10 protein-coding genes are annotated in these 12,260 nt (G+C 73.1%); 6 read left to right on the top strand and 4 right to left on the bottom strand.

The window, feature by feature from the left end:
- Nucleotides 1-5: 5 nt before the first annotated feature.
- Nucleotides 6-692, bottom strand: coding sequence for a DUF899 domain-containing protein (locus LWC33_RS04400; RefSeq protein ID WP_233302898.1), 687 nt, complete (start codon nucleotides 690-692; stop codon nucleotides 6-8).
- A gap of 148 nt (nucleotides 693-840) precedes the next feature.
- Here LWC33_RS04400 and LWC33_RS04395 point away from each other — a divergent pair, with 148 nt between their 5' ends.
- The 4 genes from LWC33_RS04395 (at nucleotide 841) to LWC33_RS04380 (ending at nucleotide 5,681) form a co-directional block, all read left to right on the top strand.
- Nucleotides 841-3,165 carry a xanthine dehydrogenase family protein molybdopterin-binding subunit gene (locus tag LWC33_RS04395; protein ID WP_233302897.1) on the top strand — a complete coding sequence of 775 codons (2,325 nt, stop codon included), beginning with the start codon at nucleotides 841-843 and terminating at the stop codon, nucleotides 3,163-3,165.
- A 4-nt stretch (nucleotides 3,166-3,169) separates the two neighbouring features.
- Nucleotides 3,170-4,033: an FAD binding domain-containing protein gene (locus tag LWC33_RS35780; RefSeq protein ID WP_233302896.1), complete on the top strand. Its 864-nt coding sequence runs from the start codon at nucleotides 3,170-3,172 to the stop codon at nucleotides 4,031-4,033.
- Nucleotides 4,023-4,553 carry a (2Fe-2S)-binding protein gene (locus tag LWC33_RS04385; RefSeq protein WP_308190905.1) on the top strand — a complete coding sequence of 177 codons (531 nt, stop codon included), beginning with the start codon at nucleotides 4,023-4,025 and terminating at the stop codon, nucleotides 4,551-4,553. Before LWC33_RS35780 ends, LWC33_RS04385 begins: the two co-directional genes overlap by 11 nt.
- Nucleotides 4,554-4,688: 135 nt before the next feature.
- The gene (locus LWC33_RS04380; RefSeq protein WP_233302895.1) at nucleotides 4,689-5,681 is read left to right on the top strand and encodes a glycosyltransferase family 2 protein; all 993 of its coding nucleotides are present in this window, start codon (nucleotides 4,689-4,691) and stop codon (nucleotides 5,679-5,681) included.
- 49 nt (nucleotides 5,682-5,730) lie between these two features.
- Here LWC33_RS04380 and paaK read toward each other — a convergent pair whose 3' ends face one another.
- Genes paaK through LWC33_RS04365 form a run of 3 tightly spaced genes read right to left on the bottom strand, consistent with a single transcriptional unit; the run spans nucleotide 5,731 to nucleotide 10,403 of the window.
- Complete coding sequence (gene paaK / locus LWC33_RS04375; RefSeq protein WP_233302894.1) at nucleotides 5,731-7,083, bottom strand: phenylacetate--CoA ligase PaaK; 1,353 nt, start codon at nucleotides 7,081-7,083, stop codon at nucleotides 5,731-5,733.
- Nucleotides 7,080-9,122 (bottom strand): phenylacetic acid degradation bifunctional protein PaaZ, encoded by a 2,043-nt coding sequence (gene paaZ, locus LWC33_RS04370; RefSeq protein ID WP_233302893.1) that lies wholly within the window; start codon nucleotides 9,120-9,122, stop codon nucleotides 7,080-7,082. Before paaZ ends, paaK begins: the two co-directional genes overlap by 4 nt.
- Before the next feature lie 36 nt (nucleotides 9,123-9,158).
- Entirely contained in the window at nucleotides 9,159-10,403 is a 1,245-nt protein-coding gene (locus LWC33_RS04365; protein WP_233302892.1) for a thiolase family protein, read from the bottom strand.
- Between the two features lie 134 nt (nucleotides 10,404-10,537).
- Between LWC33_RS04365 and LWC33_RS04360 the strand changes: the two genes are divergently transcribed.
- Both LWC33_RS04360 and paaA read left to right on the top strand, forming a co-directional pair.
- Nucleotides 10,538-11,185, top strand: a complete 648-nt coding sequence (locus tag LWC33_RS04360) for a TetR/AcrR family transcriptional regulator (protein WP_233302891.1) — start codon at nucleotides 10,538-10,540, stop codon at nucleotides 11,183-11,185.
- A gap of 93 nt (nucleotides 11,186-11,278) precedes the next feature.
- Nucleotides 11,279-12,241 (top strand): 1,2-phenylacetyl-CoA epoxidase subunit PaaA, encoded by a 963-nt coding sequence (gene paaA / locus LWC33_RS04355; protein ID WP_233302890.1) that lies wholly within the window; start codon nucleotides 11,279-11,281, stop codon nucleotides 12,239-12,241.
- Nucleotides 12,242-12,260 lie beyond the last annotated feature (19 nt).

Genomic DNA, 12,260 nt, shown 5'->3' with positions numbered 1-12,260 from the left:
GCGGCTCAGAGGGTGGGGCCGTAGGCCGCCGCGATCTCCTCCGGTCCGGGCCAGCGGCTGTAGGTCGGGCCCTGCGGCCACCCCTCCGGCGAGTCCTGCCACACCTCCTGCCGGCCGTACGGCAGCAGGTCGACCAGGCCGAACAGGTAGCTCAGCTGCTCGGTGCCGCGGCCGTCGGTGTGCCAGGTCCGGTAGACGGTGTCGCCGTCGCGGAGGAACACGTTGACCGCGAAACCGCCGCCGGGCGGGGCCCCGACGTCCGAGCCGAACGGGCTGTTCGCCGTCGAGTACCAGGTCATGGTGTTGCCGACCCGGCGCTTGTAGGCGAGGGCCTCGTCGATCGGGCCCTGGGTGACGATCACGAAGCGGGCGTCGAACTTCGCGAGGCCCTGGAGGCGGGTGAACTGCGAGGTGAAGCCGGTGCAGCCGCCGCACTGCCACTCCGCACCGTCGTGCCACATGTGGTGGTAGACGATCAGCTGCGGGGCGTCGCCGAAGACGTCGACGAGCCGGACCGGGCCGTCCTCGCCCTCCAGGACGTGGTCGGGCATCTCGACCATCGGCAGCCGCCGTCGCTGGGCGGCGATGGCGTCGAGCTCCCTGGTCGCAGCCTTCTCCCGTACACGCAGCGCGGCGAGCTCCTTCTCCCAGGTCGCGGCGTCGACGACGGGCGGCAGTGCGGATGCGGTCATGGCTCCTCCGTAATCGGGCTCTTACCGGGCAGACCGGCCGCGCGCCCCGAACTCATCGGTCGCGCGGCCCTGTCGGTGCACCACCGAGCGGTGCTAGGCATGGGACCGGCAGCACGACGGGTGGGGAGTGATCGGCCGAGGACGGCGGGTGATCGTGGTGCGCGATGCGGACGCGAACTCCTCGTTGGGGGCGCGCCTCCCACGGTTCGAGGACGGCCGGCTCCTGCGCGGACGCGGGAGGTTCACCGCCGACACCCCACCGCCGCGCTGTCTCCACGTCGCCTTCGTCCGCTCGCCCCACCCCCACGCGTTGATCGAGGACATCGACGTCACGGGGGCGCGGTCGGCGTCCGGCGTGGTCTCCGTCCTGACGGCGGCCGACCTGCCCCACGCCTCGCTGGTCGACGCATGCACCGTTCCCGGCCTGGTCAAGACCCCGCAGCCCGCGCTCGCGGGGGAGCGCGTGCGGTTCGTGGGCGAGGCCGTCGCGATGGTGCTGGCCGAGAGCCGGGCCCTGGCCGAGGACGCCGCCGAACGGGTCGAGGTCCGCTACACGGCGCTCCCGCCCGTCGTCGACCCGGAGGCGGCGCTGCTGCTCCCGCCTCTCGACCCCGCTCTGAGCAGCAACGAGGTGTACCGCGGCCGGCGCGCGACCCCGGGTCTCGAGGCGGCTTTCGCCGCAGCGGACCACGTCGTGTCCGGGACGTTCACCACCGGCAGGCTCACGGCCGCACCGATGGAGGGCCGCGCGTGTTCGGCCACGTTCGACCCGGTGGCCGACACGCTGACCGTGCGGTGCTCCACCCAGTCCCCGCACCTGCTCCAGCGGAAGATCGCGACCTGTCTCGGCATGGACGTCGCCGCGGTCCGGGTGCTCGTCGACGACGTCGGGGGCGGGTTCGGGCAGAAGATCCCGGCGTCGCCGGAGGAGATCGCCGTGGCGCTGGCCGCCCGCGCGGCCGGTCGCCCGGTCCTGTGGGTGGAGGACCGCCGGGAGAACCTGGTCGCAGGGCCGCACGGCAAGGCGCAACGCGTCGAGCTGGCGCTCGCGCTCGACGGCGACGGCACGTTCCGCGCCCTGCGCTGCGACGTGCTCGGCGACGCCGGGGCCTACTCCTTCAACTCCGCCAGCGCCCTGATCGAGGCCTACCTCGCCGCGGGCCTGCTGCCCGGCGCGTACCGCATCCCGGAGACGGGCTGGCAGGTGCGTTCCGTGCTCACCACCAAGGTGCCCATCGCCCCGTACCGAGGGGTGGGCTGGACGAGCGGGCACACCGCCCGGGAGCTGCTGATCGACCGGGCCGCCCGGCTGCTCGGCCGCGACCCGGTGGATCTGCGCAGGCAGAACCTCGTCCGGCCGGCCGACCTGCCCTACACGACGCCCACCGGCATGACCTACGACAGCGGCAGCCACCTCGCCACGCTCGAGCGGGCGGCGAAGCTGGTCGATGCCGCGAACGTGGTCCCCGGGCCGACCGCCGACGGGCGCTACCGCGGGTTCGGGATCAGCCCGTACGTCGAGCCCTCGGGCTGGGGGTCCGCGGGGGCGGCGGAGTCCTCCTGGTCGTTCGCCTCGCACGACTCGGTCCGGGTCGAGATGGCCGCGTCCGGGGCGGTCACCGCGGTCGTCGGCACCCCGTCGCAGGGGCAGGGCCACACCACGACCCTGGCCCAGATCGTCGCGTCGGTGCTGACGTGCGACCCGCGGCGGGTCCGGGTCGTCACCGGCGACACCGCCGGTACCCCGCTGAGCACCGCGGGCACCCGCGCGAGCCGCGTCGCGACCGTGATCGGCGGGGCACTGCTGCACGCGACGGAGCGGCTCGCCGCCAAGCTCGCGCTCGTGGCCGGTCACCTGCTCGACGCGGATCCGGCGGACATCTCCTTCCGCGACGGCCGGGCGGTCGCGCCCTCCGGCTCGGTCGGGCTGGCCGAGATCGCCACCGCGGCGGTCGTGGACCCCGCCGTCCGCGCGGCGTTGCCGGAGCCGGACCTCACCGCCACCGCCTTCTACGACCCGCCCGCCACCTACTCGAACGGGTGCGTCGCCGTGGTCGTCGAGGTGGATCCCGGGACCGGGCGGGTCGACGTGGTCGACGCCGCGGTGGTGGAGGACTGCGGGACCGTGATCAACCCGATGATCGTGGACGGCCAGACGCTCGGCGCGTTCGCCCAGGGCGTGGGTGCGGCCCTCTACGAGGACGCCGGCTACGGCGCCGACGGATCCCCACACGCCACCTCGTTCACCGACTACCTCCTGCCGACCGCCCGCTGCCTGCCCCGGATCGCCCTCGAGCACCTGGAGTCACCCGCGCCGCACACCCGCGGCGGCATCAAGGGCATGGGCGAGTCGGCCATGATCGCGACTCCGGGAGCGGTCGCCTGCGCCGTCGCCGCCGCGGTCGCCCCGCTCGGGATCACCGTGACGCACACCCCGATCCACCCGCACGAACTCGTGGCCACCGAGGAGTGAGCCGGTGAAGCCCGCGCCCTTCGACTACGCGTGCCCGTCCACGATCGACGAGGCGCTCGGCCTCCTGGCCGGGCGCGGCGCGTCCGCCCGGGTCCTCGCGGGCGGACAGAGCCTGCTGCCGCAGATGGCGTCGCGCCGGGCCCGGCCCGACCTCCTCGTCGACGTCAACCGCGTGGCCGAGCTGAGCACGCGCACCACGACCGGCGACGGACAGCGTCTCGGCGCCACGGTCCGGCAGGCCGCGGTGCTCTGCACCGGCTCCGGAACGGGCCTGCTCGACGCCGCCCTGCCGTGGGTAGGCAACCCCGGCACCCGCTCCCGCGGAACGGTGGTCGGTAGCCTCTGCTTCGCCGATCCGGCGGCCGAGCTCCCCACGGTGCTGCTCGTCACCGGTGGAGCGCTGGAGGTCCGCTCGACCGCAGGCAGCCGGACCGTCGACGCGGCGGAGCTGTACCGCGGCCCGGGACGGACGGCGCTGGCGGCCGACGAACTCGCCGTCGCCGCGACGTTCCCGCTCGACACCGAGGACACCCGGAGCGCGTGGCTGGAGTTCGGCAGGCGCCCCGGCGACCTCCCCCTCGTCGGGGTCGGGGTGGTGGCGTGCGTCCGGGCCGGCGTCGTCGAGGCACTGCGCGTGGCTTGCGCCGGCGTGCACGACGTGCCCTGGTCGGTCCCCGTCGCCGACCTGCGCGGGGCCGGGGGCCGCGGTCTCGCCCAGGAGATCGCCGAGCTCGCGGCCCGCGAGTGCGATCCCGCCGACGACGACCGCACGACCGCCGTCCATCGTCGGGTGCTCGTGCGCACCCTCGTCCGCCGCGCGCTGGAGCAGGTGCTCCGGCCGGACACGGAGATCGCCGGTGTCGCCTGACGATCCGCTCGTCCGCCGTGCGGCGGACCCGATCACCGTCGCGTTGACGGTGAACGACCGGCCGTCCCGGATGACCGTGGAGCCCCGGACGTCGCTGGCCGACGCCCTCCGTGACGAGCTCGGGCTGACCGGGACGCACGTCGCCTGCGAGCAGGGCGTGTGCGGTGCCTGCACCGTCGAGGTCGACGGCGAGGCGGTCCGCGCGTGTCTGCTGCTCGCGGTCCAGGCGGACGGGACCGAGGTCCGGACGGTCGAGGGACTGGCGGCGCCGGACGAGCCGCTCCACCCGATCCAGCAGGCCTTCACCGACCACCACGCCCTGCAGTGCGGGTTCTGCACCCCCGGGCTGGTGATGACCGTCCACCACCTGCTCGCCGAGCGCCACGGCGTCGACGACGGCGAGATCCGGACCGTCGTGTCCGGCCATCTGTGCCGGTGCACGGGCTACCAGGGGATCGTCGACGCCGTGCGGCACGCCGACCGCACCTGGGACCGCCCGATCGGCGACGGATCCGGATAGTCGTAGAAGGGGCAAACACCGCAGAAGTTGTCGATGATCATTTCTGTGAACGCCGAGAACTCGCCATTGTCGGTAAAGCCCCATTCCACTCTGCAGGGGGAACGTTGCGTGCCGTATCGGATCGTTGGATCCGATATGAGCCCTTCGCTCCCGGCGAGCACGCCGATGGTCTCGGTGATCACGCCCGCCTACAACGTCGGTCCGTGGATCGGGGAGGCAGTCGACTCCGTGCTGCGGCAGACGGAGGGTCGCCTCGAGTACGTCGTGATCGACGACGGCTCCACCGATGACACCGCCGACATCGTGCGCGCGCGTGCGGCGTTCGATTCGCGCATCCGGTTGATCTCCACCGCCAACGCCGGGTCCGGCGCGGCACGCAACCTCGGCATCGTCGAGACGTCGGCGCCGTTCGTCGCGTTCCTCGACGGCGACGATCGCTGGCACCCGCAGTTCCTACGCCGGCAGCTGCAGGTCATGCGGACCGCCGGCCCCCGGGTCGGCGCCACCTTCTGCCACACCCGGGTGATGCTGGAGAACGGGCGGGTCGTCGGTCCGCGGTGGCAGCCGGCCGGGGTCTGCGACATGGACCGCTTCCTCGCGGAGAACAACCCCGCCCACAACGGCAGCTCGCTCCTGGTGCGGCGCAGCTGTTTCGACGAGGTCGGGGTGTTCGACACCGCTCTCACGAGCGCGGTCGACCAGGAGATGTGGCTGCGGATCGCCACCCGGTCGTCGACCCCGCTGTTCTGGGGCCTCCGCCGGTACCTGGTCGACATGCGGCTGATGCGGACCGGGAGCATCAGCTCGAACCGTGCCGCCCGCTACGCCGCGTTGGACAGGCTGCTGACCGAGTACGCGCCGTTGATGACCCGGCTGCCCTCGGGCCTCGCGTACGTCCAGCCCGCGGTCTTCGCGTACCGGGACGGGTTCGACGACATCGCCGACCGTTGGGCGGAGAGGGCGCTGACCGCCGGCCCCGCGCGGTTGGCCTGCACCCGGTGGGGCCAGGCGCTGCTGGGCTGGCACGGGAGCGGCACCACGGGCCGGGCCCGGCTGCGGGCCACCCGCAACGGTGTCCGGGCCGGGGTCTACCGCGGCGCCGCCCGCGCCGCGGCGCTGCTCCCCTGATCTCCTGGACGCCGAGGGCCGTCCCCGTCCGTGGTCGGCCCCGCGGGGTTCACTTCGTGCGGCGGTCCAGGAGTCGCTGCAGCTTGCCCACGGACCGTTCGAGGGTGTCGGGGTCGACGACGTCGCAGGTCACCGAGACGCCGATGGTGTCCTTGACGGCCTTGATCAATTCGGCGGCGGCGGCCCGGCGGCGTTCGGCGGGCGCGTCGGCGCGCGCTTCGACGCGGACGGTGAGCGCGTCCATGCGGCCCTTGGTGGTCAGCTCGAGCTGGAAGTGCGGGGCGAACCCGGGGGTGCGCAGCACGATCTCCTCGATCTGGGTGGGGAACAGGTTCACCCCCCGCAGGATGATCATGTCGTCGGAGCGGCCGGTGATCTTCTGCATGCGCCGCATCGACGGCCGTGCGGTGCCGGGCAGCAGCCGGGTCAGGTCGCGGGTGCGGTAGCGGATGATCGGCAGGGCCTGCTTGGTCAGCGAGGTGAAGACGAGTTCGCCTTCCTCGCCGTCGGCCAGGACGGTGCCGTCGAGGGGGTCGAGGACCTCGGGCAGGAAGTGGTCCTCCCAGATGTGCAGCCCGTCCTTGGTCTCCACGCACTCCTGGGCGACGCCCGGGCCCATGACCTCGGAGAGGCCGTAGATGTCCACGGCGTGCATGTCCATGCGCTCTTCGATCTCGGCGCGCATCTGCTCGGTCCAGGGCTCGGCGCCGAAGATCCCGACCCGCAGCGAGCTGGTCCGGGGGTCGATGCCCTGGCGTTCGAACTCGTCGAGCAGGGTGAGCATGTAGGACGGGGTCACCATGATCACATCGGGCTGGAAGTCGCCGATGAGCTGGATCTGGCGGGGGGTCATCCCGCCGGAGACCGGGATCGCGGTGGCGCCGAGCTTCTCGATGCCGTAGTGCGCGCCGAGCCCGCCGGTGAACAGGCCGTAGCCGTAGGCGTTGTGCACCTTGTGCCCGGGGCGCCCGCCGGCGGCGCGGATGGAGCGGGCGATCAGCCCGGCCCAGGTGTCGATGTCGCGTTCGGTGTACCCGACGACCGTGGGCCGCCCCGTGGTGCCCGAGGAGGCGTGGATGCGGCGGACCTCGGCCTGCGGCACCGCGAACATCCCGAACGGGTAGTTCTCCCGCAGGTCGGCCTTGCTGGTGGTGGGGAACTTCGCGAGGTCGGACAGCTCGCGGCAGTCGTCGGGGTGCACGCCCGCGGCGTCGAAGGCGCGCCGGTAGTGCGGCACGTTCTCGTAGGCGTGGTGCAGCGTCCACTGCAGCCGCTCCAGCTGGGTGGCGCGCAGCTCGTCGGTCGACAACTTCTCGCCGGCGTCGAGCAGGTCCGCCGGAGGGGCCTCGCCGAGCCGGGTCGAGCGGATGGGCGCCGATTCCGGGGTGGGGGTGATGGTCATGCCGCACCGTCCTTCTTGGCGACGAGGGTGAGCACGTCGTAGCGGGCGACGGACTCGCCGTCCTGGCGGGTGACGTCGGCGTCCCAACGGACCTCGCCGTACCCCGCGGACTCGCGCGGGGTGAGCTGCTTGCAGGTCAGGGTCACCGTGAGCTCGTCGCCGAACTTGACCGGGGTGAGGAACCGCAGGTTGTCGACGCCGAAGTTGGCCAGCACGGGTCCCGGGTCGGGGTCGACGAACAGGCCCGCGGCCAGCGACACGATCAGGTAGCCGTGCGCGACGCGCTCGCCGAACAGCGGGTTCGCCGCCGCGGCCTCGGCGTCCATGTGGGCGTAGAAGGTGTCGCCGGTGAACTCGGCGAAGTGCTCCACGTCCTCCTGGCTGACCCGCCGCGGACCGGCGACGATCGTGTCGCCGGGCTTGAGCTCCTCGAGGTGCAGCCGGAAGGGGTGCCGTTCGGTCTCGCGGCGCTCGGCGCCCGCGACCCACCGGCCGGTGATGGTGGCGAGGGTGTCGGGGTCGGCCTGGATCGCGGTGCGCTGCATGTGGTGCAGCACGCCACGGATGCCGCCCATCTCCTCGCCGCCGCCGGCGCGGCCGGGGCCGCCGTGGACGAGCTGGGGCAGCGGGGACCCGTGCCCGGTCGACTCCTTGGCGTCCTTGCCGTTGAGCACCAGCAGCCGGCCGTGGAAGGCGGCGGTACCGAGCACGACCTCGCGGGCGAACGCCGGGTCCGCGGTCACGATCGAGCCGGCGAGGCTGCCCTGCCCGCGGGCGGCGTAGTCGATCAGCTGCGCCGCGGTCTCGTACGGGAGGACCGTCGAGACCGGACCGAAGGCCTCGACCTCGTGCGGCTCGGCCCGCTCCGGGTCCCCGACCAGCAGGATCGGCGAGACGAACGCGCCCCGGTCGGCGTCGGCGTCGACCACCTCGACCTTCTCCGGGTCGCCGAAGACGATCCGGCCGGCGTCGGCGAGGGCCTTGACGCTGCGGCGGACCTCCTCGCGCTGGTCCAGGCTGGCCAGCGCGCCCATGCGGACGCCCTCGCTCGTCGGGTCGCCGATCGTGGTCCTGGCCAGGCGCGCGGACACGGCCTCGACGACGGCGTCGACGTGCGGGGCGGGGACGAAGGCGCGGCGGATGGCGGTGCACTTCTGCCCGGCCTTGACCGTCATCTCCGCGACCAGGCCCTTGACGAACAGGTCGAACTCGTCCGTGCCCGGGGTGGCGTCGGGGCCCAGGGCCGACAGGTTGAGCGAGTCGGCCTCGGCGGTGAACCGCACCGCGTTGCGCACGATCGCCGGGTGGGTGCGCAGGGTCTGCGCGGTGGAGGCGGAACCGGTGAACGAGACCAGGTCCTGGCCCGTGAGGTGGTCGAAGGTGTCGCCGAGCGAGCCGGCCACGAACTGCAGCGTGCCGGCGGGCAGGATCCCCGAGTCCACGATCAGCTCGACGAGCTTCGCGGTGAGGAACGCGGTCGGGCTGGCCGGCTTGATCAGGCTCGGGACGCCGGCGAGGAACGCCGGGGCGAACTTCTCCAGCGGCCCCCAGACCGGGAAGTTGAAGGCGTTGACCTGCACTGCGACCCCGCGCAGCGGCACGCAGAGGTGCTGGCCGAGGAAGGTGCCACCGCGTCCGAGCGGCTCGACCGCGCCGTCGACGTAGACGGTGTCGTTGGGCAGCTCGCGCTTGGCCTTGGAGGCGTAGGCGAGCAGCACGCCGATGCCGCCGTCGACGTCGAACTTCGAGTCGCCGAGGGTGGCGCCGGTCCGTGCGGAGACGGCGTAGAGCTCCTCGCGGTGCTCACGCAGGTGCTGGCCGAGCGCCTTGAGCAGCGCCGCGCGCTGGTGGAAGGTCAGCTCGCGCAGCGCCGGCCCGCCGACCTCGCGGCCGTGGGCCAGGGCCGCACCGAAGTCGACCCCGGTCGACGAGACCCGGGCGATCTCCTCGCCGGTCACGGCGTCGAAGAGCGGGCGACCGGGATCGGTCGCGGTGTGCCAGTCGCCGGAGACGTAGCTGCGCAGAAGCGGGGTGGTCATGCGGTCCCTCTCGTGGTGGAGCCGGGTCGGACGGTCTCAGACGGTTTCCAGGAGCAGGGCGGCGCCCTGGCCGACGCCGACGCACATCGACGCCAGGCCGCGGCGGCCGCCCTCGCGACGGAGGCGGTTGGCCAGCGTGACGGTGATGCGGGCCCCGGAGCAACCCAGCGGGTGGCCGAGGGCGATGGCCCCGCCGTCGGCGTTCACGGTCTCGGGGTCCAGGCCCAGGCGCCGCACGCAGGCGAGGCTCTGCGCGGCGAAGGCCTCGTTGAGCTCGACGGCGTCGAGGTCGCCCACCTGCCACCCGGCCAGCCGGAGCGCCTTCTGCGTCGCAGGAACCGGCCCGAGGCCCATGACGTGTGGCGCGACGCCGGCGCTGGTGCCGGTGACGATGCGGGCGATCGGCTGCAGGCCGTGCTCCACGACCGCCCGCTCGCTGGCCACGACGACCGCGGCGGCGCCGTCGGACAGTGGCGAGGAGTTGCCGGCGGTGACGATGCCGTCCTTGCGGAACACCGGTCGCAGCCGGCCCAGCGACTCGGCCGAGGCGTCGGCGCGGGGGCCCTCGTCCGCAGTGATTTGCACCGGGTCGCCCTTGCGCTGCGGGACCGCCACCGTGACGAGCTCGGCGTCGAACCGGCCGTCCTTCGCCGCGGCCACGGCGCGCGTGTGGCTGCGCAGCGCGAACTCGTCGCACTCCTCGCGGGTGATCCCGTCGAGCGTGGCCACCTCCTCGGCGGTCTCGCCCATCGAGAGCGTCGTCGGGCCCTCGGTCTCGGTGTGCACCGCGGGTGCCGCGCGGTCCATGGCCGTGAAGCGGGGGTTGGTGAAGCGCCAGCCCAGGGAGGTGTCGGCGACCTCGCCCGGCTTGGCCCACGGGGTGCCCGGCTTGGCCATCACCCAGGGCGCCCGGGTCATCGACTCCACCCCACCCGCGACGACGACGTCGGCCTCGCCGGCCTTGATCGCCCGGGCGGCGTTCGTGACGGCGGTCAGGCCGCTGGCACACAGCCGGTTCACGGTGTAGCCGGGGACCGTGGCCGGCAGCCCGGCCAGGAGAACGGCCATTCGGGCCACGTTGCGGTTGTCCTCGCCGGCCTGGTTGGCGGCCCCGAGGACGACCTCGTCGATCGCGTCGGCCGGGACCCCGGCCCGGGCGACCGCCTCACCGACCATGAGGGCGGCGAGGTCGTCGGGGCGGACGCCCGCCAGCGCCCCGCCGTACTTGCCCTGCGGGGTGCGGATCCCGCTCACCAGGAATGCGGTGTTGCTGCTGCCCATCTGGCCGCCCGGCCTCCGATCGGTGTCTGCGTCGGCGAACGATCGTTCGGTTGCCGGGGAGGTTAGCATGAGCGCGTGCCGACCGACAGGGGCGATGTCACCGACGACGTCGGGACCGTCGTGGGAGGGGTGCGATGACGGCCGCGCCCGCCGAACCGCCCGCGCGGCCGGCAGCACGGACGCGACGCGCCCGAGGTGCCGCCGGCGCCCGCCGGCCCGTCTACGACGCCCGGTCCCTGCTGGCCGTGGCGGTGCAGGAGTTCAACGCCCGCGGGTACGACGCCACCTCCATGGAGGACCTCTCGCGGGCCGCGGGGATCACGAAGTCCTCCTTCTACCACCACGTGAGCGGCAAGGAGGAGCTCCTGCGGGCCGCGCTCGAGCGCGCGCTCGACGGCCTGTTCGGCATCCTCGACGAGCCCGCCTCGCAGAGCGGGCCGGCCCTGGGGCGCCTGCAGCACATCATCGGACGCCAGGTCGAGGTGCTCACCACGGAGCTGCCCTACGTGACGTTGCTCCTGCGGGTGCGCGGCAACACCGACATCGAGCGGTGGGCGCTCGCCCGGCGCCGGGCCTTCGACGCCACCATCGCCTCGCTCGTCGCCGAGGCGGTGGAGGACGGCGAGGTCAGGGCGGGTGTCGAGCCCTGGCTGGCGGCGCGGCTGCTGTCCGGCACGGTCAACTCGATCATCGAGTGGTACCGGCCCGGGCGGCCGGCGTCGGAGCACCTTCCCGCCCAGGTCGTCCGCATGGTCTCCGAGGGGATCATCCCGCCTGCCTGATGCCTCGCCCGGGTGAGTTGGCGCCCCCGCTTGCGTGGGCGGCCGCGGTGCGCCATCATCAGACGAACGAACATTCGGTTTTGGAGGTTCGCGATGACCGCGACCGACGAGCGCTCCCACCACGCGTTCGAGGACGAGTTCCAGGCCACGATCGACGCCGACCAGCGGATCGAGCCGCGGGACTGGATGCCCGAGGCCTACCGGAAGACGCTGATCCGCCAGATCGCGCAGCACGCGCACTCCGAGATCATCGGGATGCAGCCGGAGGGCAACTGGATCTCCCGGGCGCCGTCGCTGCGGCGCAAGGCGATCCTGCTGGCCAAGGTGCAGGACGAGGCCGGGCACGGGATGTATCTCTACGCGGCGGCCGAGACGCTCGGCGTGGACCGCGAGGAGCTGACCGAGAAGCTGATCGAGTCGAAGCAGAAGTACTCCTCGATCTTCAACTACCCGACCCTGACCTACGCCGACGTCGGGGTGATCGGCTGGCTGGTCGACGGCGCGGCGATCTGCAACCAGGTCCCGCTGTGCCGCTGCTCGTACGGGCCCTACGCGCGGGCGATGGTGCGGATCTGCAAGGAGGAGTCGTTCCACCAGCGGCAGGGCTACGAGCTGCTGCTGGCCATGGTCAACGGCACGCCGGAGCAGAAGGCCATGGTGCAGGAGTCGGTGAACCGGTGGTGGTGGCCGTCGCTGATGATGTTCGGCCCGGCCGACGGCGACTCCCCGAACACCCAGCAGTCGATGGCGTGGAACATCAAACGGCACACCAACGACGAGCTGCGCCAGCGCTTCGTCGACATGACCGTCCCGCAGGCCGCGGCACTGGGCGTCACGCTGCCCGACCCGGACCTGCGGTGGAACTCCGAGCGGCAGGCGCACGACTTCGGTGAGCCGGACTGGTCGGAGTTCAAGGCGGTCATCACCGGGGCCGGCCCGACCAACGCCCAGCGGGTCGCCCATCGGCGCCGCGCGCACGAGAACGGGGCGTGGGTGCGCGAGGCGGCCCGGGCTTATGCGGACAAGCAGGCGGCGAAGAAGCAGGAGGCGGTGTGATCCCCAGCGACGAGACCCC

This window comes from Pseudonocardia terrae, from assembly GCF_021343995.1.
GTDB lineage: Bacteria > Actinomycetota > Actinomycetes > Mycobacteriales > Pseudonocardiaceae > Pseudonocardia > Pseudonocardia terrae.
This window is presented reverse-complemented; position numbering and strand designations above follow the sequence as displayed.

What these genes read in the sequence shown, in the direction of transcription:
- LWC33_RS04400 (WP_233302898.1), bottom strand. Translation starts at nt 692, where the DNA reads ATGACCGCATCCGCACTGCCGCCCGTCGTCGACGCCGCGACCTGGGAG.
- LWC33_RS04380 (WP_233302895.1), top strand. Translation starts at nt 4,689, where the DNA reads ATGAGCCCTTCGCTCCCGGCGAGCACGCCGATGGTCTCGGTGATCACG.
- LWC33_RS04365 (WP_233302892.1), bottom strand. Translation starts at nt 10,403, where the DNA reads ATGGGCAGCAGCAACACCGCATTCCTGGTGAGCGGGATCCGCACCCCG.
- paaA (WP_233302890.1), top strand. Translation starts at nt 11,279, where the DNA reads ATGACCGCGACCGACGAGCGCTCCCACCACGCGTTCGAGGACGAGTTC.
- paaZ (WP_233302893.1), bottom strand. Translation starts at nt 9,122, where the DNA reads ATGACCACCCCGCTTCTGCGCAGCTACGTCTCCGGCGACTGGCACACC.
- paaK (WP_233302894.1), bottom strand. Translation starts at nt 7,083, where the DNA reads ATGACCATCACCCCCACCCCGGAATCGGCGCCCATCCGCTCGACCCGG.
- LWC33_RS04360 (WP_233302891.1), top strand. Translation starts at nt 10,538, where the DNA reads ATGACGGCCGCGCCCGCCGAACCGCCCGCGCGGCCGGCAGCACGGACG.